The following is a 25,208-nucleotide window of genomic DNA, read 5'->3' as shown; positions in this document are numbered from 1 at the left end:
ATATGCTATCTTATATTAAGAAATATCCGATCTCGCTTTTTATCATTCTGACAGTGATTTATCTGTCGTTCTTTAAACCGCCTAAGACGGATTTAAATGAAATTCCCAACCTCGACAAACTGGTTCATGTTTGTATGTATTTTGGTATGTCGGGAATGTTGTGGTTGGAATTTTTGCGTGCGCATCGCAGGGATCATGCTCCGATGTGGCATGCATGGGTAGGCGCATTCCTTTGCCCTGTACTTTTTAGTGGTTGTGTGGAATTACTACAGGAATATTGCACTACTTACCGGGGGGGAGACTGGTTGGATTTTGCAGCTAATACTACGGGAGCGATTCTGGCTAGTTTAATAGCCTATTATGTCGTACGACCGAGGATGATGAAGGCTGATTGAAATTTGCTGGCTAGAAGGATTTTCAGGCACGGATTACGCGGATTACACGGATTTTAGAATTAGCATTTATAAAGCAACCGTGTAATCCGCGTAATCCGTGCCTGAAAAAATAGTATAATTATAAGTATTCTACCGTTGAGCTAAGTTTGATTCCGTTAGAGCCTTTGATAAGAATAGTATATCCTTTGGGTTTGTCAGCTTGCAGGTCCTTTATAACTTCCTGCGCATTGGCATAAGTCTTAAAAGAATGTTCGCTTGCGGCAAACAGTTCTCCTACGAGCCATACTTTCTCAAAACCACTTTCCTTTATGTAGTCAACGATTTTCTGATGTTCGGCCGGGCTTTCAGCACCCAGTTCGCGCATATCTCCTAATATGAGCATTTTGTGGGGGACTGTCATGTTCCGGAAGTTTTGCAAAGCAGCCATCATGCTGGTTGGATTTGCATTATATGCGTCGATGATAAGCGTGTTATCTTCTGTCTTTTTAAGTTGGGAGCGATTGTTCTGTGGCGTATAGCTTGCCAAAGCCTCATCAATCTTCTTCGCTTCCACTCCGAAGAAACGTCCGATAGTGATGGCAGCCAGGGCATTCGGGAAATTATATTCTCCGATCAACTGTGTGCGAACTTGATGGCGTTCACCGTCCTTACCGGCTTTCCATTCGAAAGCGAGATAAGGCGAATTGTCAGTAATTTGTCCGTTGACATAGAGATCATCTTCAGTTCCATAAGAAATCAGGTTCAATCCCTGCGCGATATTCATTAAATAAGCGTTATTGTGATGAATAAAGGTGATGGCATCTTTCTTACGGAGGAAGTCATATAACTCTCCTTTAGTCTTAATCACTCCTTCGAAAGAACCGAATCCTTCCAGGTGAGCTTTACCTACATTGGTGATAATGCCATAATCCGGTTCGGCTATTTCACAAAGAAACTTGATTTCTCCCGGATGATTGGCACCCATCTCGATAACAGCAAGGTCATGCTCCGGTTTCAAACGCAATAGAGTGGTCGGTACACCGATGTGGTTGTTGAGATTACCTAAAGTATAAAGCACGTTATGGGCTTGGCAGAGAACACTGGATATTAATTCTTTGGTGGTCGTTTTCCCATTAGTGCCCGTAATACCGATCACACGCGTTCCGAGTTGGCGGCGATGATAGTTGGCAAGTTGCTGCATTGTCTGCAAGCAGTTGTCTACAAGTATATATCGTTTATCACCTTCTACGGCATATTCGGCTTCATCAATAATGGCAAATGCGCATCCGGAGTCTAGCGCTAGTTTTGCGAATGCATTACCGTTGAACGACTCACCCTTCAAGGCGATAAACAAAGAACCGTCCGGGCAGTTCCGGCTATCAGTAGTTACTGATTGGCAATCCAGAAAAATCTGGTAAAGAGCAGAAAGTTTCATAACCTGATCTTTTATTTAAAACGCTGCAAAGATAGGCTATTCTTTCGGATTTGATGGGAGTTCGGACAGATTTTTACTTAGGCATATACCAAAGGAAGAGTCAGTATCATCCGGCATCCGTCCGTATAAGAAGAGTCGATCCGGAGGTTGCCTCCTAACTTCTCGGCAATGCTCCGGCATATCGGCAGTCCGAGACCGGTGCCCTGTGTGAAAGAATTCATTTTGTAGAAACGTTGAAATACCGCCTCCTGCTGATCTTTCGGGATACCAGTTCCTGTATCGGTGACACTGATTTCAATTTTCTTTTCAGCTTCCAGTACGGAATAAGCTATGCGGATACTGCCGTGAGTTGTAAATTTGGCGGCATTATGCGCCAAGTTGTTCAACACCTGTGATATGCGTTCCGAATTACTGCGTATGAGCAGGTTTTCTTTTGCAGGTTCGAACAGAACTTCCACATCCTTTTGCCTGTTGTCTTTGGCCACTTCAGAGGCAAGCTGACAGATCGTATTCATATCTGTTTCATCATCTGTGGGCAGTTGCTCATATTGATCCAATTCCGACAGGGCGAGCACGTCAGTGACCAGTCGGAGCAAGTCGTTACTGTTACTCTTGATAATATTAACAAACTCCTGTGTTTCCGGACTATTGCTGTAGTGATCGCTTAACACCTGCGAGAAGCCTACAATAGAGTTGAGCGGTGTACGGATTTCATGGGTCATGCTCTGGATGAACGTTGTCTTCATCCGGCTGCTCGCTTCCGCTATGTCTTTGGCTTTACGTAATTCTTCCCTCGACACCGTAAGTTCCTCATTCTTTGTTTTGAGTTCTGCTTCCGAAACCTTCAGTTTGCGTTTCAGGAAGTTTTCTCTATAAAGGAATAAGAATAGAATACCTAATAAAATAATCAATGAGATAATCAATGTTGTTTTATTATGCAACTCCTTTTCCTGTGCCTGGAGCATTAGTTCTTTCTTTTCGGCATTGAGTTTCTCAACGTTTAGCAAGGTGGCAAATTCGCTGCTGGCTACTTGCTCATTGGCTATTTTTAAGGAGTCATCGGTGTTGATATACATTTGCAGATATTTGACTGCCATGTTCATATTCCCCATCTTCTGGTAGATTTCTCCCTGTGTGCGATAGTGACTGCTGCTAAGTATACTTTCGCTTAAACGGTGCTCTTCCTTTTCTTGCATCTCTGCAGCTTCCAGTGCTTTTTGATATTGCTTGGTCTGCTGATAGTACAAACATTCTATATTATACAGTCTCTTTTTGATCGATTCCAGTCTTTTATCCTGTTCGAATGCAATCTGACATTCCTTCAATATTTTTTCGGCTGCCTGAAAGTCACCGAACTTGCTGTAGTAGTTAACGTACTCCAACTTGGCAGATATTTGCTGTGTAGAAGAATTGGCTGTCGAAACGGCCTTTTCCACAGCTCTCAATGCTTCTTTTTGCTTTTTCTGGCTGATGTAATAGTTGGCTATCTGGGCATACGTCTGGGAAATATTATAGTTTTCGATATTGTATTTTTCAGTTAGTTCGATTTCCTTCAACCGCCATTCGAAGGCCATCGAATCGAATCTTTTGATAGTGTAGATTTGCGACATAATGTTGTAGCAACGGGACAAACCGGTTTTGTCATCCTCTTCCTGAGCTTCTTTTAACATATTTTGCACTTCATAAAGTGCTATGTTTGTTCTGCTTGTTTTTAGATAATAGGTAATAAGTCTGTTAGCCCATGCAAAATAATAATATTTAGGCTGATGGGTGGCTTTGGCGAATTCTTTTACTTTGTTGGTATAGTGAATAACACTATCTTCATTGGTTCCCTGAAAATAATAGTAATCCAGTCGGGTGGCTATGGCTACTGCCTGCATTCGTTCATCATGCCGTTCACCGGCCATTCTGAACAATGTGTCGGACATGCTAAGCACAACAGGCTCTAGTAAGTATTCTTGACAACGTTGATAATATTCATAGAGAGTAGAGTCAACATTGAAAGTTTCAGCCTCTTTTTGAGCTTTAGCAGTAGTGGTAAAGAACAAAATGAGGAAAAGAAATCCTACGTGAAATAGGGTTAATCGGCTCATGGTATGAATTTTTCGGTTTCTTCTATAGTTTGCAAATATACGTTTATTTCTTCTTTTTAGTACGAATACTTGCTTTTTTTATCTACATTTGTAGGCGATCTAAAAGGAATGTTGTCAATGATGAAACCTATATCTCCTATTTATATAAATGTAAAAGGGCGGTTGCTCGATCTTGCTACTCCGCAGGTGATGGGAATATTGAATGTAACTCCCGATTCTTTTTATTCCGGCAGCCGGATGCAGACCAAAGAGGACATTGCTGCCCGGGCCCGTCAGATACTTGATGAAGGTGCTTCGATTATTGATATAGGCGCCTATTCTTCACGGCCGAATGCCGAACATATTTCTGCTGAAGAAGAGATGAACAGACTGCGTACCGGTCTGGAAATCCTGAACCGTAATCATCCGGAAGCCATTATCTCTGTTGATACTTTCCGGGCTGATGTAGCCGAAGAATGTGTGAAAGATTATGGAGTTGCTATGATTAATGATATAGCTGCCGGTGAAATGGACCACCGGATGTTTCAGACAGTAGCCGATTTGGGAGTGCCCTATATTATGATGCATATGCAGGGAACTCCCCAAAGTATGCAGAAAGAACCGTCTTATGATAACCTGATTAAAGACGTTTTCCTGTATTTCGCTCGTAAAGTGCAGCAACTTCGCGACTTGGGAGTGAAAGATATCATTCTCGATCCGGGATTCGGATTCGGAAAAACATTGGAGCATAATTATGAACTGATGGCGCATCTGGAAGAATTCCACATATTCGAACTTCCCGTTTTAGTGGGAGTTTCGCGGAAATCAATGATTTATAAATTATTGGGAGGAACCCCGCAAGATTCATTAAACGGGACAACCGTATTGGACACTGTTGCGTTAATGAAAGGAGCGCACATCCTGCGTGTACATGATGTGCGTGAGGCGGTGGAAGCTGTCCGGATCACAGAGAAATTAAAAATAGAGAGTGGATATGACAAATATGAGGAGGGTGCATGTTTTTTGAGTTTGGCATAAAAGATTTTATAGATATCCTGCTGGTAGCTTTTGTTTTGTACTATACCTACAAACTGATGAAAGCTTCCGGCTCCATCAAGGTATTCACCGGAATTTTGGTTTTTATTCTGATCTGGCTGGTGGTGACACAAGTGCTGGAGATGAAACTGTTGGGTTCTATTTTCGACACATTGATGAATGTGGGTGTAATAGCGTTGATTGTGCTTTTTCAGGATGAGATACGCCGTTTTCTTTTGACTTTGGGATCTCACCGGCATGTCAGTGCATTGGCCCGTCTCTTTAGCGGATCGAAGAAAGAATCGTTGAAGCACGATGATATCATGCCTGTGGTAATGGCCTGTTTAAGCATGGGGAAACAAAAAGTTGGCGCATTGATTGTCATTGAGCATAATACTCCTTTAGATGAAGTCGTTCGTACAGGCGAATTGATTGATGCGGCAATCAATCAGCGTTTAATCGAGAATATATTTTTCAAGAATAGTCCATTGCACGATGGAGCGATGGTTATCAGCAAAAAACGTATCAAGGCGGCGGGATGTATCCTTCCTGTTTCCCATGATTTGAATATACCGAAGGAACTTGGTTTGCGGCATCGCGCAGCGATGGGAATCTCTCAACAGTCGGATGCACATGCCATTATTGTTTCAGAGGAAACGGGCGCTATCTCCGTAGCCTATCGCGGACAATTCTACCTCCGCCTGAATGCGGAAGAACTGGAAAGTCTATTGACAAAAGAAAACTGATTTCATTGTAATCACATACCGGACAAATGGTCGGAAGATGAGAGGCATTTTACCATGCTCATCTTCCGACCATTGTTGTTTTATCTGCTATTTGGCGCTATTTTGCTTTATTTCCAACCCTTTTTGAATGATAATTATGCCCTCCTTTTTAGGTGAATCGCCTACCTTTGCCGTATACTATTAAAATTCTATTTTTGAATAAACCATGAAAAACAGATTGATTGCTTTACTGGTACTTTTTACAGTTATTTTCTTTAGTACTGCACAGGCGCAAACTACTGCACGGAAGTTTGAGGCAGGCAAGAACACATTCTTGCTGGATGGAAAACCGTTTGTGGTGAAGGCTGCCGAGTTGCATTACACCCGCATCCCGCAAGCTTATTGGGAGCATCGCATTGAGATGTGCAAGGCGTTAGGCATGAATACTATTTGTATTTATATTTTCTGGAATATCCATGAACAGGAAGAAGGAAAGTTCGATTTTTCCGGTCAGAATGATATTGCAGCTTTCTGCCGTGCGGCACAGAAACACGGTATGTATGTCATTGTCCGTCCTGGTCCGTATGTATGTGCGGAGTGGGAGATGGGGGGACTTCCCTGGTGGCTGTTGAAGAAAAAAGATATAGCCTTGCGTACGCTCGATCCCTATTATATGGAACGGGTAGGCATCTTTATGAAAGAGGTCGGTAAGCAACTGGCTCCGCTGCAAGTGAATAAAGGAGGAAATATCATCATGGTACAGGTAGAGAATGAATACGGTTCTTATGGAATCGACAAACCTTATGTTTCTGCCGTGCGCGACCTGGTTCGTGAATCCGGTTTTACCGATGTACCTCTGTTTCAATGCGACTGGAGCAGTAACTTCACCAATAACGCGCTCGATGACCTGATTTGGACCGTGAACTTTGGAACAGGTGCCAATATCGACCAGCAATTTAAAAAACTCAAAGAACTTCGTCCCGAAACTCCGTTGATGTGTAGCGAGTTCTGGAGCGGATGGTTCGACCACTGGGGACGCAAACATGAGACACGTCCTGCAAAAGATATGGTACAGGGCATCAAGGATATGCTCGACCGGAACATCTCTTTCAGTCTGTATATGACTCACGGAGGAACGACTTTCGGACATTGGGGAGGTGCGAACAACCCAGCTTATTCCGCCATGTGCAGCTCATACGATTATGATGCTCCGATTAGCGAACCCGGATGGACGACCGATAAGTTTTTCTTGCTTCGTGACTTGTTGAAAAACTATCTTCCGGCAGGTGAGACGTTGCCCGCAGTGCCCGCAGCTCTGCCTGTTATTGAAATCCCCGAGTTTCATTTCCATAAAGTGGCTCCGCTTTTCTCAAATCTGCCGGAGGCAAAACAAACGGTGGATATTCAACCGATGGAACAATTCAACCAGGGATGGGGAACGATTCTGTATCGTACCACATTGTCCGAAACGACTCTTGCAGGCACCACTTTGAAAATTACGGAAGTGCATGACTGGGCGCAGATATATGCCGACGGTAAACTGCTGGCACGCTTGGATCGTCGTAAGGGAGAATTTACAACGACCCTGCCCGCGCTGAAAAAAGGCACACAACTGGATATTCTTGTGGAAGCAATGGGACGTGTTAACTTTGACAAATCCATCCACGACCGCAAAGGAATCACCGAAAAGGTGGAACTTATTTCGGGTAACCAGACTAAGGAATTGAAAAACTGGACTGTGTATAACTTCCCGGTAGATTATTCCTTTATAAAAGATAAGAAATATAGCGATACAAAGATATTACCGACTATGCCTGCCTATTATAAGAGTACCTTTACACTGGATAAAGTAGGAGATACTTTCCTGGATATGAGTACATGGGGAAAAGGTATGGTCTGGGTGAACGGTCATGCAATGGGGCGTTTTTGGGAAATCGGTCCGCAGCAGACTCTCTTTATGCCGGGTTGCTGGCTGAAAGAAGGAGAGAATGAAATCCTCGTTCTGGATTTGAAAGGTCCTACCCGGGCTTCCATCAAAGGTTTGAAGAAACCAATTCTCAATGTACTTCGTGAAAAAGCTCCCGAAACACACCGCAAGGATGGAGAAAAACTGAAACTGACGGGTGAGAAAGTGGCCCATGAAGGAGCTTTCACTCCGGGTAACGGCTGGCAGGAAGTGCGATTTGCCACTCCGGTGAAAGGACGTTATTTCTGTCTGGAAGCACTTTCTCCGCAAGCAAATGATAACATCGCAGCGATAGCAGAGTTTGATGTCCTGGGAGCTGATGGTAAACCGGTATCCCGCGAACATTGGAAGATTCGTTATGCCGATAGTGAAGAAACGCGTAGTGGCAACCGTACAGCCGACAAGATATTCGACTTGCAGGAATCCACTTTCTGGATGACAGTGGACAATGTTCCTTATCCTCATCAATTGGTAATTGACTTGAGCAAAGTGGAAAATGTGACCGGTTTCCGCTATCTGCCCCGCGCCGAAAAAGGGTATCCGGGTATGATTAAGGAATATCGTGTATATGTGAAACCTGCTGATTTCAACTACTAAACAGTGAATGAACAAGAATAAAACAATGGATGAAAAAGCATTGAAATGATGATGAATATGAAGAAAAATATAATTCTTTTCGCATTCCTATTTGTGGGAGTGTTGACTGGGTATTGCCAGCAATCTGCTTACCTGTTTGTTTACTTCACCGGCAATCGCATGAGTGAAGAAGCCGTTCGGATGGCTGTTAGCCTCGATGGATATAATTATAAAGCCTTGAATGGAAATCAGCCGGTACTTGATTCCCGTGTGATTAGTTCAACAGGTGGAGTACGTGATCCCCATATCTTGCGCTGTGAAGATGGGAAGACATTTTATATGGTGGTGACAGATATGGTATCCGGCAATGGATGGAGTTCTAACCGTGCCATGATATTATTGAAATCAAAAGACCTTGTACACTGGACTTCCAATATCGTGAATATCCAGAAAAAATATCCCAATCAGGAGGATTTGAAACGTGTGTGGGCTCCACAAACTATTTATGATAGGGAAGCAGGAAAGTACATGGTTTACTGGTCCATGCAACATGGCAATGGTCCCGATATCATTTATTATGCTTATGCCAACAAAGATTTTACCGATATAGAAGGAGAGCCGAAGCCACTGTTTCTTCCGGAAAACAAAAAATCATGTATTGACGGCGACATTATTTACAAAGATGGACTCTATCATTTGTTCTACAAAACGGAAGGGAATGGAAATGGAATTAAAAAGGCCACTACCTCCTCTCTAACCTCCGGCCAATGGACAGAATCGGATGACTATAAACAGCAGACGAAGGATCCGGTAGAAGGTTCGGGTATTTTCCCGCTGGTTGGTTCCGATAAGTATATTTTGATGTATGATGTATATACGAAAGGTAAATACCAGTTTACTGAAAGTTCCGATCTGGAACATTTCAAAGTGATTGACCATGCTATCAGTATGGATTTCCATCCGCGCCATGGCACTGTCATACCGATTACCCCAAAAGAGTTGAAACGCCTCTTCAAGGTCTATGGTAAACCCGAAGGTTTCTGAACTAAAATATCTCGTGGGACAGGAGAAAAACACCTGTCCCAGATTTGTTAAACCAATTGTTTTTCAGGCGGGTAATCTTCGCTTCCCAGTGAGTATTCCCATCTTTTTGTTTTCTTTTGAGTTATTCTGATAAGATGGATTCAACTAGTTGTAATCCAGGAAAACAGTATACGATACGGGAAAAAGTGTATATTTTACCCTTGTTTACTTGTTTCTTATATATTTTTAAGTGTATAATTACCAATTATTATATGAAACACGCTTGTTAGAATGATGAAAATCTTAACTTTGCGATTGATAATCTTAATGCAATATATACCATGAGAAAATTATTCCTCTTTTTAGTTGTCTTGTTTTTGTCGTTTCAGCAGGTCACTTTAGCTGCAATCAAAGAAATGACGAGTACACCCGATTCGGTTTATCTGTTTTCTTTTGCAACTTCCGGAGACGACGGACGCAGCGGACTCCGTTTTGCCTGGAGTACAGATAAAGAAAATTGGTTTGAAATTGGCCGGAACTACGGATATCTCCGGTGCGATTATAGCCGCTGGGGATCACAGAAGAAAATGCTCGATCCTTATTTGAAACAATCGCCCGATGGCGAATGGATTTGTACCTGGAAACTGAATGACCATGATGGATACGGCCAGGCTACTTCCAAGGATTTAATCAACTGGACCAGTCAGAAATATCCCCGTACTACGCCGGATTTTGACGGAGTGAGAGTGAAAGCTATTGTTGCCGGAGAAGAGCAGAAAGGAAATATCAACCGGGTAGCTTGGACCTTGGTGGATGGATTGGATAAAAATTATGGCTGGAATCAATATCGGAACTCATTACATGGAGAACGTCCGGTACAGGATGGAGAACGTTTTGCCGGTTTGAAGCCTGTAAAAGCAACGGTCACTGTACAACCGGAAGGCGCAAAAGCCATTAGTGATGTGTTGCTGGGCGCTTTTTTTGAAGACATCAATTATTCTGCAGACGGAGGACTCTATGCAGAACTTATCCAAAACCGCGACTTCGAGTACGACCCTTCGGACAGGGAAGGAGATAAGAACTGGAACAGCACTCATTCCTGGGCACTGAAAGGAGAGAAAACGACTTTCACTATTGATACTACCGACCCTATTCATATCAATAACCCACATTATGCCGTGCTGAATGTAGAACAGCCGGGAGCTGCATTAGAAAATACAGGTTTTGATGGAATCGCACTGAACACCGGAGAGAAATATGATTTTTCCATCTTCGCCCGTGTTCCGCAGGGTAAATCAAATAATTTGCAGGTTCGTCTGGTAGATGGAAAAGGAAATGTGTGTGGAGAAACTTCTCTAACAGTGTCTTCCCGTCAATGGAAAACATATAAAGCAGTGATAACTGCTAAAGCTACTGCGGACACTCATCTCGAAATCATCCCTCAATCTGTTGGTGAATTAAATCTGGACATGATTTCCCTATTCCCGCAGAATACATTTAAAGGACGTAAGAACGGGCTTCGCAAAGATCTGGCTCAAGTGTTGGCTGATATTCATCCCCGTTTCATCCGTTTCCCCGGTGGCTGTGTGGCTCATGGTGATGGCTTGAAAAACATTTATCAATGGAAAAATACAGTAGGTCCGTTGGAAGCAAGAAAAGCACAGCGTAACCTTTGGGGATACCATCAAAGCATGGGATTGGGTTATTTTGAATATTTCCAGTTTTGCGAAGATATTGGTGCGGAACCGCTTCCAGTGCTGGCGGCCGGTGTTCCTTGCCAGAACTCTGCCTGTCACGGCGACTTGAGAGGAGGACAACAAGGTGGTATCCCGATGAGCGAAATGGGAGCTTATATTCAGGATATTCTTGATCTGATAGAATGGGCAAACGGTGACGCTAAGAAGACAAAGTGGGGAAAGGTACGTGCCGAAGCCGGGCATCCGAAACCATTCAATCTGAAATACATCGGTATCGGAAATGAAGATCTTATCACTGATATCTTCGAAGAACGCTTCACGATGATCTTCAATGCCATCAAAGAAAAATATCCTGAAATGATTGTTGTCGGTACAGTGGGACCGTTCAATGAGGGTACAGACTACGTGGAAGGATGGAAGCTGGCGGACAAACTGGGTATTCCGATGGTCGACGAACATTATTACCAGACTCCGGGATGGTTCCTGAACAACCAGGATTTCTACGACAAATACGATCGTTCGAAAAAGACAAAAGTATACTTGGGCGAATATGCAACTCACATACCGGGACGAAAGGCGAATATCGAAACAGCACTGACAGAAGCTCTTTATCTTGCAGCCTTGGAACGTAATGGAGATGTTGTACACATGACTTCCTATGCCCCTCTTCTCGCTAAAGAAGGACATACCCAGTGGAATCCGGATTTGATTTACTTCAATAACCGGGAAGTGAAACCTACCACCGGCTACTATGTTCAGAAACTCTACGGACAGAATGCCGGAAATGAATATTTGCCGTCAAAGATCACTCTTGATAATAGAGACGATCAAGTGCGGAAACGCATTGCTTCTTCTATTGTCCGTGACTCGGCAAGTGGTGACGTGATTGTGAAACTGGTCAATTTACTTCCCGTAGAAGTGAATACGAATGTCGACCTTTCCGGAATCGGTGCTATACAGTCTTCTGCAAAAAGAACCGTACTGACCGGCAAACCGACCGATACCCCGCTACCTGTTGAAGACACGATGGAAGTAGCAGAAAAGTTTGACTATCAATTACCTGCCTATTCTTTTACGGTGATCCGCATAAAGAAGGCAAATGAGAAATAACAGAAAAAAGTGAAGATAATAACGACATAAATAATATGAAGAAGATAATAAGTACCCTGCTGGCTAGTTGCTGTCTGACTTCTCTGATAGCACAGGAAGTGGTAGTGAAAGGGCCGGATGAAAAACTGCAATTGGTTGTATCTGCTTCTCCAGCCGAAAAGCCAAGTTATTCGATTACCTACAATGGAAAGACAATGTTGGAGAAATCTCCTTTGGGTATGAATACGAATATCGGTGACTTTGCAAAAGGCATGAAATTTACAGGACACGCTGTTACTCCGATTGATACTGTCTATCATCAGGGTCGTATTAAAACCTTCAAAGTGCATTATCAGGCAAACGAACTGATTTGTAATTTTGAGAATCCGAAAGGGCAGAAAATAGATGTAGTCTTTCGTGTCAGCAATCACGATGTAGCTTTTCGCTATACTCTTCCGCGTCAGGATGGAAAAGGAAGTGTAACGGTAACTGCTGAAGAAACCGGCTTTCGCTTTCCGCAACAAACAACTACTTTCTTATGTCCGCAAAGCGATGCCATGATAGGTTGGAAGCGTACCAAACCCAGTTATGAGGAAGAGTATAAGGCAGATGCTCCCATGAGTGACCGTTCGCAGTACGGGCATGGCTACACATTCCCTTGTCTGTTCCGTATCGGTGACGATGGTTGGGTATTAGTCAGCGAAACAGGTGTGGACAGTCGTTATTGCGGTTCTCGTTTGAGCGATGTAAGCGAAGGTAATCTGTATACGGTTGCTTTCCCGATGGCAGCAGAAAATAACGGTAACGGAACTTCTGCTCCGGCGTTTGCCCTTCCCGGTGCTACTCCCTGGCGTACCATAACTGTTGGCGAAACCTTGAAACCGATTGTGGAAACAACCGTTATATGGGATGTCGTACGTCCTCTTTATGAAACGAAGCATGACTACCGTTTCGGACGCGGCACATGGAGCTGGATTCTCTGGCAGGATGGTAGTATTAACTATGACGATCAGGTGCGCTATATTGATTTTGCAGCTGCAATGGGGTATGAGTATGCTTTGATCGATAACTGGTGGGATACGAACATCGGCCGTGACCGCATGAAATCTTTGATAGAATACGCACGAAGCAAAGGAGTGGAACTCTTCTTATGGTATAGCTCTTCCGGCTATTGGAATGATATTGAGCAGGGGCCGGTGAATCACATGGACAATGCTATTATCCGCAAACGTGAAATGAAATGGTTGCAAAGCCTTGGAGTGAAAGGAATCAAAGTTGATTTCTTTGGTGGCGACAAGCAGGAAACGATGCGCCTGTATGAAGATATTTTGAGTGATGCTGACGACCACGGTCTGATGGTAATCTTCCACGGTTGCACCATCCCTCGCGGATGGGAACGTATGTACCCGAACTATGTAGGCAGCGAGGCTGTACTGGCCTCCGAAAATATGGTTTTCGGCCAGCACTTCTGTGATGAAGAGGCTTTCAATGCCTGTCTGCATCCGTTTATCCGCAACGCGGTGGGTTGCATGGAATTCGGTGGTTGTTTCTTGAACAAACGCCTGAATCGCAACAACGACGGAGGAACTACCCGCCGTACTACTGATATCTTTCAATTAGCCACTACCGTATTATTCCAGAATCCGGTACAGAATTTTGCGCTTGCCCCCAACAACCTGAAAGATGTTTCCCCTGTTTGTATGGACTATATGAAAGCGGTTCCTACTACGTGGGATGAGACACGTTTCATTGACGGATATCCGGGAAAATATGTAGTCTTGGCACGTCGCCACGGTGACACCTGGTATTTGGCGGCTGTGAATGCCGGGAAAGAAATCGTAAAGTTGAAACTGGATTTAGATATGTTTGCCGGAAAAACCATTTCTCTGTATAAGGATGATAAAAAAGGAGAACCTCAACTTGTGCCGTTGAAAGTAAAAGAAAGCGGAAAAGTGCAACTGGAAATCCTTCCACAGGGAGGCGTTGTATTGGTGAATAGAAGCGTGGCGGGATCATATGGGAAATGATTGTTCGGCAAAAGTTTGGTAAAATCAATATTTATAGCGTAATTTGTGTAGCATAAAAAGTGCTACAACAATTACGCTATAAATAATTGCTTGAATATGAATGACGTAAATAATCCTTTTTTGATTTATGCCTATGCTGGTCCTAAGTATTTCTGTGATCGGATAGAAGAAACGGAACATTTGATTTCCGCTTTACGGAATGGAAGAAATGTGACCTTAATGAGTCCTCGCCGTATGGGTAAGACCGGATTAATACAGAACGTCTTTCATCAGATACGACGGGAGTATCCGGAGACAGCTTGTTTTTACATGGATATTTTTTCTACGACATGTCTGGATGATTTTATCATTCAGTTCGGGCAGACTGTGATTGGTAAATTAGATAATTTATCGCAGAAGACGTTGGCGGCAATCAGTGGCTTTTTTAAAAGTTGTCGTTTAGTGTTTTCCCCCGATGTTTTAACGGGAGTGCCACAAGCAACTCTTGATTTTCAACCTTCCCAGGCACAAGCAACATTAAAAGAGATTTTTGATTACCTGGAACATTCGGGAAAAGAATGTTATATCGCTATTGATGAGTTTCAGCAGATCACTGAATATCCGGAAAAAGGGGTAGAAGGCTTGTTGCGCTCTTACATCCAGTTTTTACCTCATGTACATTTCATTTTCTCAGGAAGCAAACAACATCTGATGGCAGAAATGTTTGGTTCAGCAAAACGTCCTTTTTACCGGAGTACGGAAAAGATGAATCTGACATCCATCCCTTTAGAGCATTATTCTCTTTTTGCCATACGTTGGATGCAGGCCGGAGGAAAAGATTTGAGTGATGAACTCTTTCAGATAATTTATCAACGTTTTAATGGGCATACATGGTATATACAGTATGTGTTGAACCGACTTTATGAACAAAAGGAACCCATATTGAATGAAACTATATTTGAGAAATGTTTGGCAGATATAGTTCGTTCCGAGGTGGATGAATACCAGCGCTTATATGGTATGTTGACCGAAAATCAATCAACTTTGTTGCGCGCTATCGCCCGGGAGCAATTCGTAGCGGCTATTAATAGTTCTATATTTATTAAGAAATATGGATTGAAAGGTTCGAGTAGTATTAATGCAGCCCTTAAATTTTTGATTAATAAAGAATATGTATTTAAGGCGGAAGAGGGATATTGTGTATACGACCGTTTTATGGAATTGTGGTTGCAGACATTGCCTTACGCTGGTATACTAAAATAATCATATTCAAGAAAATACCCTTCACCTTTCACAATGCCCTATTCATCGGCATTAGCGGGTGAAGGGCAGGCTTTCACTTTCCTTTCACCTTTCTACCCTGGCTTTCACAGATTGTCTTCTGCTAAATCTTTTATCTATAGTTGGCAGAAGAAGTGTTAGCAGATAGCTTCCGGACTATTATAGGAAAACTTCTTTTCTATAAGGGATAAACTTCCTTTGTATAGGGACCAAACTTTCTTTGCATCATAAGAAAACTATAAATGCAAGCTTTGATTGTATAAATGAAACTTGCATTTATATAATCAAAGCTTTTGTTTTTATAAACGCAACTTGCAATTATAGATTGCATTTAATGAAAAGCAAGTTTACATACTGGTAATAAGAAGTTTACCAGTAATCAAAAGAAAGTTTGTTATTAATGAAAAAGAAGTTAGTTAGTAATGAGTGGGAAACAGGTTAGATATGTCTTTAGAAGTAACAGGTGGAGAAGAATTATACAGGGTTAAGAAAACGGAGGGTGAAAGGCGGATGAAAGAGCAGCCTTCACCCGATAATGCCGATGAATAGGGCATTGTGAAGGGTGAAGGCTGTATTTGTAAAGTTGAAACTTTATAATTTTAAGTCTACTCTCTTTCCCCTATAAGAAACAGATTGATCGAATGTCGTAGCATCACCGTCACCACAACCTTTTCCCGGTTCTACAATGATAATGTTGAATTTACGATTTTTCAGCATTCCTTTGTAGTTACCTTGCCGGTCGTTAATCGTCAGGGTGCGGTCTTTATCATTCCATTTCATGGCAATGGTAGTGTATGCTCCCTTTTCGTAATTGTAGTTGTCGAACTCATCTTCGTAAAGAGTAAATTCAGCGTCGGCACCCGGATAAATGCGAAGTGTCAGATTATCCCATTTCTTTTCGGTGGAATATTGTACAGCCGGTCCCCAGGGTAGGATAGAACCTGCACGGACATAGACAGGCATGATGTCGATAGGCACTTCACGCTGGATGGTTTGTCCGCCTTTCAGGCTTTTTCCAGTCCAGAAATCAATCCATTGGGCACCTGCGGGTAGATAAACATCTGTCTTTCCTATCTTATTCATATTCTTCTGATAGCCGTTCTGTTTGTCGTCCTGCCATGTATAAAGCGAATCAGTTACGGGGCGGACAAGGAAATTACGGCCAAACATATACTCTGTATCCATCTCGAGTACTTTCTTATCTTTAGGAAAATCCATCATGAGTGGTCGGATGATGCTGCCCGCTTTGTTGGTAACTTCCCATGAAGTGCTGTAGAGATAGGGCAAAAGGCGATAGCGCAGGTGAGTATATTTTTCGAGTGCGTCATAAGCCCAGTCTCCTTTCTTGCCGAACTGGTATATTTCCACAGCTACCGGACTGGAATTGTGTGAACGCATGATCGGCTGGAATGCTCCCCACTGATACCAGCGCACGTGCAATTCATGATAAGCGATATTGTGTACATTATTGTTATATTTCCATGCGAAGAAGCCTCCTAGGTCGGTATTCCAGTATGGTATGCCGCATAGTGAGTAATTTAGTCCTGCCGCCAGTTGTTTCTTCATCACTTCCCAGGTAGAGACTACATCGCCGCTCCATGAATGTGACGCATAACGTTGCTGTCCTAGGAAAGACGAACGTGTGAGCAGGAATACCCGCTTGTCGGAAGTGGTGGCACGTTGATGTTCGTATACACCCTTATTGGACATCAAAGGAAAAGCGTTGTGCACTCTGCGGAATGAACCCAGATAAGTGGGGGTATCGAAATCTTTGTCCTTGATTTCCAGATGATCCGGCTCGGTAGAGTCGAGCCACCAGCCATCCATTCCGAGATCGAAGATATTCTTTTTCATTTCTGCCCAATACATATCGCGTGCTGTCGGATTGAACGGGTCGTAAGGTTTTACTCCGGCTTTGGGAGGCCATGTCTCGAAGTGAAGCAATGCTTTCAGGCTATCCATTTTCTGGTACATCTCTGTCCACGGACCGAACGAGGCCCATACTGAAATCATGATATGTGCATTCTGTTTATGTACATAGTCGATCATTTCTTTCGGACTTTTGATGCGTGGCGTTCCATAATTAGCATTTCTGTCTTCTCCGTTCGGGAGGAATTTCATGTATTCCGGATCACCCATTTTGTTGATATAGCGTGGGTTTTGGAATTTCATCGAGTTCCAGTTTTCATTGCATCCCCAGTATTGCCAGTCCTGGATGATACCGTCCAGAGGTACTTTCAGTTCACGGTACTTGTCTACTACTTCGCAGAGTTCGTCCGGACTTTTATAGCGTTCGCGGCATTGCCAGAATCCCAGTGTCCAGAGCGGATAGAGCGGGGCCTGACCGGTCAGCTCGCGCACTCCGGCTATTACACCGTCCGCATTGCCACCGTAAATGAAATAATAATCAGCGCAATCGCCTACTTCCGAGTCGAACGACATCTCTTGCGGATTGTCGAGGAAAGTAGTGGGAGAGTAATTATCCCAATAAAGGGCATATCCTTTGACGGAATGAATAAACGGAATACAGATACTCATATTTTGATTGCGGAGAAACAGTTTCTGATTGCGTTGGTTCACTTTACCCGTCTGCTGCTGTCCCAAACCGTAGATTACTTCGTCTTTATCCAGCAAAAAAGCCTGGCGGACATTGAAAGACGGAACACCTGCATCATTGAAAGGAGTGAATTGTGTTCCGTAATCCTTGTCCGTCAACAGACGTTGGCCGGACGAATCGAAAAAATGGATACCACCAGTCTCCGGGTTCACTTCCACTTGGATAAGACGGCTGCTTAATGTCACTTTTTTCCCCTTTTCACCGAAAGAAACAGGAGTCGACTCGGGCGTTTTGACAATGACCAGACTTTCTTTATTGCAAGATTTCTGACTGGGCGTCTTATAAACCCTGACAATGGAGGGTGAATAAAACTCTACGTTGACATCCATCCCCTGTGTGGCACACTTGATGCCTTGTGAGGTACGCTGTACATTTTGTGCTGTACCATTGCCTGCTGCAACCATTGTTGCACATACAAGCAAGAAACCGGCTTTTCTAATAAGATTCATTTTCATGGTTTTTTTAAGTGCTTTATGATGCAGCAAAAGTAGGGCGGAGGCAAGCAAAACGGACAACAATCAGGTTGAAACAAACAGTAATCACGTTGATTTCTTCGCTTTTTCGGCATATTCTGATGGGCGGCATCCATACATTTCCTGAAAACATTTGCTTAAATAACTGGAACTGCTAAAACCTGTGTGTTCCGCAATTTCTGTAATACTTAGCTTGCCCTCTGTTATCAGTTGTGCTGCCCGTTGCAGGCGAATGTTACGGATAAAGAGGCTGGGAGACTGATCGAGCATAGTCACCAGTTTGCGGTATAATCCCGTTCGCTCCATACAGAGATCGCGGCTTAGTTGCTCCACCGAATAGCCATTGACGTGCAGATTCTGTTCCACCAGTTTGATGGCTTGTGCCAGAAATGCAGACTCTTCCGTATCCTGTTGCTGATGGTCGGGAGACGTTTCTTCTATGCCACAGGTTAGAGAATTATTTTGTTCGATCAGGTTGCGGATACGGAGTAATAGAATCTCTTCTTTATGCTTGCGTTCCATTTCCTTTCTGCTCCAATAGATATACAATCGGATACCGGTGAAAGCAATCAGTAATAAAATGACTGCATACAGGATATAAGCCGTGGTTGTTTTCCACCACGGTGCATGGATGGTTAATTTTATAGCTGTCACTTTGCCGTTCCACTGAAGAGGATTGTCCGAGGCCATGACTTTGAATGTATAATCTCCCGGTGGTAAATTGGTGTAAACAGCTTGAAGAAGACCTTTCCCCACAGTCGCATTTCCCTGTCTTCCTGCAAATGTACTCATCCATTGCGGGTCGATACCTTCCAGTTGATAACGGTAGTATGTGCGTTCATGATTGATATAATTCAATGCTGAAAATTCGAAAGTCAGGAAGTTTTGGTTATAGTCCAGTTCGGTTTCGGTTGTATAAGGAGCAGCCTTGGACAGGATGATGCGGTTGCCATATTCTTTTCCTGTATTCACTTTTTCTCCATACAAGCGTAAGGCTGTGAAAACAGGCGGATCAGGAAGCATCGGATGAATGGAGTCCTTGTCGGGATGGAATATGCTAAAGCCATCAATACCACCCAAATAGAGAGTGCCGTCGGAAGAACTGAATACGGCATCTTTTATGTATTCGCCGTCCAAAGCACCGTCCAACTGATTGAACCGGGTGAAACTGATGTTCTTATTCTCCGGATTTATGTGGATGCGTGTGACACCGTTACTGGTCGTTACCCAGATGTCTCGATATTTGTCCTCAATAATGCCTTGGATAAAGTTATTGCTCAATCCGTTTTCACGATAGAAGATACGTGGGGCAGAGTCGTTTTCGCTGGTAAAAAGTTCCAGCCCGTCAGGAGTTCCTGCCCATGTCCATCCGCGTGTGTCGGTATATAATGTATTGTATACTTTATTTCTGAAATGATGGTTCTTGTTGGGGTTCAACCGATTCAGTATTTCAGGAGAGACAGACGGGATAGCTGCTGACTTTAATACATAGGATTTTTGTTCATTAGCTGTCAGTCGATAAATTCGGGAATGAGCTTTCAGATAGATATTTCCATTTTTATCTTCGGCGAAAGATTCAATATTGATTTCTTCTTCGGGGGAGACGGGAAATGCATTGCGACCTATATGAGTCAGTTTATGCATGGACGGGTGATGATATAATAATCCCCGATTGAAAGTTCCGAGCCATAACCCTCCTTGTCGGTCTTGAAAGACAGTGCTGATTTCGGTAGAGACAATCTGTCCGTTTCCGGTTTCCAATAGGGGAATGTATTTTTGTGTTCCTGTGTGGAGGTCAATCATCCAAACCCCGTGAACGCAACTGATATAGGCTTTCTCACCATTAGGGGTAATGATAAGGGTGTTGAGAGTATAGTTCTGTTCGAAGAGTTTTTTCCATGTGCGCTCGTGGCTATTGAAATAGAATAAACCGCCTTTACGCCCGTTGCGTAGTTGATAGAAGCCGTCTGCACTTTTGACGACGAGAGAAGTCTTTTGATATTCAGCCTGTTCGGATGCAGGATAAGCGGCTATATTGTATACAGTTTTTTGGTCGGCTATGTGATAACAGGACACTTCGCCTGTGTCATAGAATAAATATAGGGAGGTACTGTCGGCATTCAGGTCCTGCAATTTTCCGGAATACTTGTCGGGCAAGGTTATACGGGTCTTGTTGTTTAATTCCAGTAATTCGTTAGCAATGAGTAGCCAGGTGTGTCCTGAATCGTCTACAAAAAGGTCTTCTACGGGGGCTTGTATCTCTCTATTCTTAAAGTAAGCATCTAAATCAGGAATGTATTCCTCTCTGTACAGGTCAATGCACATCAGTTTGTGAGTATCTTTAATCCATAAAAGAGAATCCCCACTCTGGTAAATGCGGTAATGCCCGTTATATTGGTTTAATGGATATACGTATTCCGTGGTGCGGTGAAGATAGCTGAAATGTACACCGTCGTATAAATTTACATTACCGCTGGTGGTGAATACCATTCTTCCGTCGGGCAATTGGAGGATATAACGTATTTGGTTATCACTCAATCCTTGCGACGCATTGATGGTGGTGAACAGGAATTCACCGGCATATATGAACGGTGTCATCCTGAAACAGAAAAATAAGCAGAGCAGAATCCGTATGTTTCTCAAACTATTGGTAGTCATGGCTATGTTTCAAGATTACAAAGATAAAAAAAGTCGGCTTATGAAGCACGACTTTTCTATCTGTTAAAGGCAGTTATTTATCATTCAGCTGAAAAAAGTGGCATTTTGACTTAAATTTGGGCTTTTATGAATGATATTCAGACGAATGTTTGTATATAAAGCTTTACTTTTGCGATGAATCTGACATTATAAACATATCATTACCATGAAAGCAAGATTTGCATTATTTTTATTGTTTGCTATTTTATCATTAAAACTCTCTGTGGTCTTTGCGCAGGAAAACATATTCACCGTCCGGCAGCCGGATTATCAGAAAAGCCCTTATACGGGAATGACTCGTCAGCACTGGATACAGGCGGGCGAGTATTTATTAAAAGGTGCATTTAACTATATACACACATTAGACGATCAAATGTACTTTCCGAAGCAGCTGGATAAAACATATCCGAGAAATACGGGAGAAATTCCGGTAGCAAAGCTGGAAGGTTTGGCACGGACTCTATTTGTAGCTGCTCCTCTTTTGAAAGATAATCCAGAACTGGAGATGAACGGGATAAAAGTGGCAGACTATTATCGTTATCAACTGATAAATATCTCTAACCCTGAAAGTAAAAGTTATATTCCGCATCGTACGGGAGGTCCCAGTCAGACATTGTTGGAACTGGGCTCTTTGGCAATCTCGATGAAAGCTGCACAGGAAGTATTATGGAATCCTCTCACTAAGAAACAGAAAGATTCACTGGCTGCTACCATGTTGAGTTATGGAGAGGGACCGACTATTGGTTCCAACTGGATGTTTTTCAATGTCTTTATCTTGAGTTTTCTGAAAGATCAGGGATATGCCGTGAATGAAAGCTACCTGGAGTCGAACCTGCAAAAACTTCTTGCACGCTATCGGGGCGAAGGCTGGTACAATGATGCTCCGGCTTATGACTATTATAGTGCGTGGGCTTATCAGACTTACGGACCTATTTGGGCGGAAATGTTCGGGAAGAAACAATATCCTCAATATGCAAGGCAGTTTATGGAAAATCAGCATGACATGGTTGATAATTATCCATTTCTGTTCAGCCGTGATGGCAGGATGAATATGTGGGGGCGGAGTATCTGTTATCGTTTTGCCGTTACTGCTCCTTTGTCTTTGTATGAATATGACAAAAGTGGTAATGTGAATTATGGATGGATGAGAAGGATAGCTTCTTCTACGTTGTTGCAATTTTTAGAACGTCCGGAATTTCTGGAAGATGGTGTTCCGACAATGGGTTTCTACGGACCTTTTGCTCCTGCTGTTCAGATTTATAGTTGCCGGGGTAGTGTTTATTGGTGCGGAAAAGCTTTTCTTAGTTTGTTGTTGCCGGAAAACTCTAACTATTGGTCGGCTACAGAAAATAACGGTCCTTGGGAGAAAGAACTGAAAAAAGGGGAAGTGTATAATAAGTTCCAGCAGGGAACTAATCTATTGATAACCAATTACCCGAATTGTGGCGGATCTGAAATGCGTTCATGGTGTCATGAGACTGTGGCAAAAGATTGGCAGAAATTCCGGAGTACCGAGAATTATAATAAACTGGTTTACCATACAGAGTTCCCCTGGATGGCAGATGGGAAGAATGGGGAGATTTCCATGAATTATGGAACAAGGAATAAAAAAGGGGAATGGGAAGTGTTGCGGTTGTATACGTTCAAAAGTTTCGAAAATGGAATTTATCGTCGTGACGCTGTGCTCGAAACGGATAGCACTGTGAAGTATCAGTTGGCGGATATTCCTCTGCCGGATGGAATTCTGCGGGTAGATAAGGTGACTGTTTCAGAACCGGCGGAGATTTGTTTGGGACATTATTCCCTGCCTCGTCTGGATTCCGATATAAAGGAAACAGGTTGTAAGGTGGGTAAACAGAATATTCCGGTACTCTCTAACGGAAAATATGAATTGGCAATGATACCATTGACAGGTTGGGAGAAAACATATACGGTATATCCGGAGGGAGTGCATCCTGTAAGTGAGAAATGTGCATTAAATATGGTTTCCGATCAGTTATCCGGTGAAAAAATATATGTGACACTTCAATTATGGAAGAAGAATGAGAAAAGAGGTTTTACTTCAAAAGAGCTGACACCGGTGAAATCTGTCCATGTGTCAGAGGATAAGAAACAGGTGACGGTTTGTTTATCAAACGGTGAAATAAAAACTATTTCGTTTGAGTAATGAATCCCATTCAAGTAACTGATATTTAATTAAGAAACATATTGCTATCATGAAAGAGAAGATTGTTTGGATTTTTGTCGTTTTATATCTATGTAGCTTTCATTTGAATGCCCAAAATGCAGAAAATAATCCTACTGGCGGTGGGTATCAAGTTGCAGCTGAAGGAGCTTGGTGTTGGTTTGCCGATCCGAGAGCCTTGCATTATGAAAACAAGGAGGGAACTATAAATAAGACATATATCGGTTACATCGATATTCATGGTAATATAAAGGCGATGCAGTATGACTTTCAAAAGAAGGAACAGGAAGAAGTATTGATCCGTTCGTATTTTCAGCCGGACGATCATAACAATCCCACTTTTCTTGTATTGCCCGATGAAAGAATCATGATTTTCTATTCAAGACATACGGATGAACCTTGTTTTTATTACAGAGTCTCCCGAATCCCGGGGGATATTACTACTTTAGGTGAAGAAAAGAGGATTGAAACAAAAAATAATACGACTTATCCTTCTCCGTTTATTCTGTCGGATGATCCTGAACATATTTATTTATGCTGGCGTGGAATCGGTTGGCATCCGACTATTGCCAAGCTTTCATTACCGGACGACAAAGATGAGGTGGATGTAGTATGGGGACCGTATCAAATCGTACAATCTACCGGCGCCCGTCCGTATGCGAAATACATGTCTAACGGGAAAGATAAGATTTATTTGACTTACACCACGGGACATCCGGATAATGAACTTCCCAACTTCCTTTATTTTAATTATATCGATATCAAAACATTGCAGTTGACTGATGTCAGGGGAACCGTACTTTCTACTATTGCCGACGGTACATTTAAGGTGAACAAGACAGGTGATTATGCGAAGCAATACCCGTCTACGGTAGTGGATAATCCTTCTGAACGTGACTGGGTATGGCAAATAGCTTCGGACAGGAACGGAAATCCGGTGATAGCAATGGTACGTATCAGCGATAATAAAGAATCTCATGATTATTACTATGCAAAATGGAACGGACACGAGTGGAAAAAGACTTTTCTTATTAATGCCGGTGGACATTTTCATCAGACGCCGAATTTAGAAAAGTGTTATAGTGCCGGTATGGCTATCGATCCGTCGAATGTTAATGAGGTATATTGCTCATTACCGGTAGAGGGAAAATATGGTAAGGTGTATGAGATTGTAAGATTTATCATGAGTGAAGATGGAGAGGTTATTTCTAAGGAGGCAGTCACAAAAGACTCGCAACTGAATAATGTCCGTCCTTATATGATACCGGCTTCAGAGGGTACCCCATTGCGGCTGACTTGGATGTATGGCAACTATTATGATTGGATTGTCAGTTTACAACATCCACAAGGCTATTCTACAGGAATAGCCTGCGACTTCAAAGGATTCCCCGATAGAAAAAAGAAGAAGATGATAGCGGCATCCGGCAAAGAAATACGATTTAATCCTGAAAAGCCTTTTGTGCTGGAACAGACGATTACTCTTGGCGCAGATAATTATCAAGGTTGCTTGTTGCAACTCGGTGATCTGGAATATTATCTAAACGGAGAAACGATGAAACCTGAAATCAGATATAAAGGGAAGGTATGTACCAGCACAAATGTATTGGGAACATCGGATTGTTGGAAAACACAGGCTCGTGGAACCGGTGGCAAGTGGTATACTCCGCAGAAATATGGAGAGGTTCGTTTGAGGATGGAATATAAGAAAGGTGTTTTATGTGTATATATAAATGACTTGCTCGATCAGAGAATTGACTTTGATTGAAAGCGAGCGAACTTTTTTATGGAGTAGGCTAATAAGTGGAATCCTCGTTTATATCGTATTATATAATAAATGAGGACTAAGTTCGAAGTACAAATTTTCCATAATATCATACATTTAATAGAGAATGATTGTTTTTAGCCCTTTTTTGACATATAAGTAGACCTTTATATTTTATGTATCATCTATCTTTGC

The 25,208-nt window shown here is 42.7% G+C and carries 14 protein-coding genes; 10 read left to right on the top strand and 4 right to left on the bottom strand.

All coding sequences use genetic code 11. The annotated features are described in order from the left end of the window. The first annotated feature begins 2 nt into the window (after window positions 1-2). Window positions 3-395, top strand: a complete 393-nt coding sequence (locus DXB58_RS13250) for a VanZ family protein (protein WP_117935458.1) — start codon at window positions 3-5, stop codon at window positions 393-395. A 118-nt stretch (window positions 396-513) separates the two neighbouring features. Here DXB58_RS13250 and murF read toward each other — a convergent pair whose 3' ends face one another. Both murF and DXB58_RS13240 read right to left on the bottom strand, forming a co-directional pair. Further along, entirely contained in the window at window positions 514-1,809 is a 1,296-nt protein-coding gene (murF, locus tag DXB58_RS13245; RefSeq protein WP_122137034.1) for a UDP-N-acetylmuramoyl-tripeptide--D-alanyl-D-alanine ligase, read from the bottom strand. A 77-nt stretch (window positions 1,810-1,886) separates the two neighbouring features. Then, the gene (locus DXB58_RS13240; RefSeq protein WP_122137033.1) at window positions 1,887-3,902 is read right to left on the bottom strand and encodes a HAMP domain-containing sensor histidine kinase; all 2,016 of its coding nucleotides are present in this window, start codon (window positions 3,900-3,902) and stop codon (window positions 1,887-1,889) included. A 117-nt stretch (window positions 3,903-4,019) separates the two neighbouring features. Here DXB58_RS13240 and folP point away from each other — a divergent pair, with 117 nt between their 5' ends. The 7 genes from folP (at window position 4,020) to DXB58_RS13205 (ending at window position 15,261) form a co-directional block, all read left to right on the top strand. Then, window positions 4,020-4,919, top strand: coding sequence for a dihydropteroate synthase (folP, locus tag DXB58_RS13235; RefSeq protein ID WP_199487955.1), 900 nt, complete (start codon window positions 4,020-4,022; stop codon window positions 4,917-4,919). Then, complete coding sequence (gene cdaA, locus DXB58_RS13230) at window positions 4,898-5,662, top strand: diadenylate cyclase CdaA (RefSeq protein WP_004309664.1); 765 nt, start codon at window positions 4,898-4,900, stop codon at window positions 5,660-5,662. Before folP ends, cdaA begins: the two co-directional genes overlap by 22 nt. A 205-nt stretch (window positions 5,663-5,867) precedes the next feature. Then, window positions 5,868-8,204, top strand: a complete 2,337-nt coding sequence (locus DXB58_RS13225) for a beta-galactosidase (protein ID WP_122137032.1) — start codon at window positions 5,868-5,870, stop codon at window positions 8,202-8,204. 45 nt (window positions 8,205-8,249) lie between these two features. Next, on the top strand, window positions 8,250-9,227 hold the full coding sequence (locus DXB58_RS13220; protein WP_032842920.1) for a glycoside hydrolase family 43 protein: 978 nt from the start codon (window positions 8,250-8,252) through the stop codon (window positions 9,225-9,227). 320 nt (window positions 9,228-9,547) lie between these two features. Further along, on the top strand, window positions 9,548-12,013 hold the full coding sequence (locus tag DXB58_RS13215) for an alpha-L-arabinofuranosidase C-terminal domain-containing protein (RefSeq protein WP_122137031.1): 2,466 nt from the start codon (window positions 9,548-9,550) through the stop codon (window positions 12,011-12,013). Between the two features lie 35 nt (window positions 12,014-12,048). After that, window positions 12,049-14,019: a glycoside hydrolase family 97 protein gene (locus tag DXB58_RS13210; protein ID WP_122137030.1), complete on the top strand. Its 1,971-nt coding sequence runs from the start codon at window positions 12,049-12,051 to the stop codon at window positions 14,017-14,019. A 96-nt stretch (window positions 14,020-14,115) separates the two neighbouring features. Beyond that, the gene (locus DXB58_RS13205) at window positions 14,116-15,261 is read left to right on the top strand and encodes an ATP-binding protein (RefSeq protein ID WP_122137084.1); all 1,146 of its coding nucleotides are present in this window, start codon (window positions 14,116-14,118) and stop codon (window positions 15,259-15,261) included. Between the two features lie 609 nt (window positions 15,262-15,870). On the opposite strand, the gene DXB58_RS13200 is transcribed toward DXB58_RS13205, so the two are convergent. Next, window positions 15,871-18,351, bottom strand: coding sequence for a glycoside hydrolase family 31 protein (locus DXB58_RS13200; protein WP_122137029.1), 2,481 nt, complete (start codon window positions 18,349-18,351; stop codon window positions 15,871-15,873). Between the two features lie 84 nt (window positions 18,352-18,435). Continuing rightward, a complete protein-coding gene (locus DXB58_RS13195) occupies window positions 18,436-21,027 on the bottom strand; it encodes a helix-turn-helix domain-containing protein (protein WP_122137028.1) in 2,592 nt (863 codons plus the stop codon). Window positions 21,028-21,232: 205 nt separating this feature from the next. Here DXB58_RS13195 and DXB58_RS13190 point away from each other — a divergent pair, with 205 nt between their 5' ends. Then, window positions 21,233-23,233, top strand: coding sequence for a DUF2264 domain-containing protein (locus DXB58_RS13190; protein WP_122137027.1), 2,001 nt, complete (start codon window positions 21,233-21,235; stop codon window positions 23,231-23,233). 49 nt (window positions 23,234-23,282) lie between these two features. Continuing rightward, window positions 23,283-25,016 carry a BNR repeat-containing protein gene (locus tag DXB58_RS13185; protein WP_122137026.1) on the top strand — a complete coding sequence of 578 codons (1,734 nt, stop codon included), beginning with the start codon at window positions 23,283-23,285 and terminating at the stop codon, window positions 25,014-25,016. The last annotated feature ends 192 nt before the right edge of the window (window positions 25,017-25,208 follow it).

Source organism: Bacteroides sp. OM05-10AA (assembly GCF_003439055.1).
GTDB lineage: Bacteria > Bacteroidota > Bacteroidia > Bacteroidales > Bacteroidaceae > Bacteroides > Bacteroides intestinigallinarum.
This window is presented reverse-complemented; position numbering and strand designations above follow the sequence as displayed.